Raw genomic sequence first — 1,742 nt, 5'->3', positions numbered from 1 at the left:
CGCCCCGCCTCCGAGGCCGAGCCGCCGCTGGCCAAACCCGGCACGGGCCTCGTCTTCGGCTTCCGCGCCCTGCCGCCGGTGGCGCTGTTCGAGCGCCTGGGCGTGGCGACGCTGGCCTTCGAGACGGACGAGCCCGTACGCCTGCCCGAGGCCGGCACGGCTGCCGGGCTCAGCCCCCTCGGCGAGCCGCGCCGGGTCGGCAACCTCACCGTGCTGCGCTTCTCGGTTCCGCCCGGCCGGCTCGTCGATCTGCTGCCGGTGGCGGCCGGGGAGGGCGCCGGCTGGGAACTCGTCGCGGGCGAGGCGCTGACGCCCAGCACCGTGCTCGACCCCCGGCGGCGGACGGACGCCGCCGGCCGCTTCGGCCTCGCGGTCGATCTGCCGAAACCCGGCGCGGCGACTTGGCTCGATCTCGACGGCGAGCGGATCGCCCTCGTCACCACCCGGGGCCGGCGGCCGGCCGGGATGCCCAAGCGCCAGCGCTTCGTCGATTTCGAGCTGCTGCCGAGCCGGTTCGGCCTCGCGGTGCTGGCGCTGGCCGACGACCTCGCGGTGCGCCCCGACCTCGACGGGGTCGTGGTCGGGCGCGAGGGCGGGCTCGCGGTGTCGAGCGTGGCGCAGCGCCCGGAGACGGCTTTGGCCGAGGCGGGCGCCCCGGCCATCGATCCCGAGGGCTGGGCGCGGGCCCGGACCGGCAACCTGCGCGCGCTCCTGCGCCAGCAATTCGCCGCCGCCGCCGCCGCGCCGCCGGGGGAGCGCGGCCCCTTGCGCGTCGCCCATGCCCGCACGCTCATCGCCGCCGGGCTCGACCTGGAGGGACTGGCGGCCCTCGAGACCGCCGCGGCGGACGATCCGCTGGTGGCAGTGCAGCGCGAGACCAGCCTCTGGCGCGGTCTCGCCCTCCTGCGCGCGGGCCGCCCCGCCGAGGCCCGCGCGGCGCTCGGCGGCGACGTGCTGGAGCGCGATCCCGAGGCGGTGCTGTGGCGCTCGGTGGCGGAGGCGGGCGCGGGCCTGTGGCGCGAGGCCGAAGCCGGCTTCGGCCGCACCCTGCCCCTCGCCGGCCGCCTGCCGGAGGATCTGCGCGACCTCGTGCTCGCGGCGGCGGCCGAGTCCGCGATCGAGGGCGGCGACATCGACGCGGCGGTCGCCCGGATGGACGCCGCGCCCAAGCACGACCCGCTGGTGCGCGACCGCCTCGCCCTGGTGAAGGGCCGGGTGGAGGAGCTGACCGGCCAGACGGTGGCCGCCCTCGACCGCTACGAGCGCCTGGAGGTCGCGGCCGCCGCGCCCGTCGCCGCCGCCGCGGGCCTGCGCCGGACCCTGCTGGCGCTCGGCACGGCCAAGATGTCCTCCGGCGAGGCGCTCGCCCGGCTGGAGCGCCTCGCCCTGACCTGGCGCGGCGGCCCGACCGAGGAGGCGATCATCGCCGGCCTCGCCCGCAGCTACGCGGCCGCCGGCCGCTTCCGCGAGGCCTTCGCGACGACCCGGCGCGCATCCGCGGCCTTCCCGACCTCCGAGATGGCACGGGTGCTCAACGGCGAGGCGCAGAGCCTGTTCGACGCGCTCTACCTCGGCGGACGCGGCGACGCGTTGCCGGGCGTGGAGGCGGTGGCGCTCTACTTCGACTTCAAGGAATTCGCCCCGATCGGCCGGCGCGGCGACGAGGTGGTGCGCCGCCTCGCCGACCGGCTGGTCGGGCTCGACCTGCTCGATTCGGCGGGCGAGCTCCTGCAGCACCAGAT

Annotated in this window: 1 pseudogene; it reads left to right on the top strand. The window is 78.0% G+C overall.

Going from position 1 to position 1,742, the window contains the following annotated elements:
* A pseudogene (locus AX737_RS34170) lies at window positions 1-1,742 on the top strand (hypothetical protein); the annotation flags it as partial.

Origin of the sequence: Methylobacterium sp. CCH5-D2, from assembly GCF_001556475.1 — a bacterium.
Taxonomy (GTDB): Bacteria; Pseudomonadota; Alphaproteobacteria; order Rhizobiales; family Beijerinckiaceae; genus Methylobacterium; species Methylobacterium hispanicum.
This window is presented reverse-complemented; position numbering and strand designations above follow the sequence as displayed.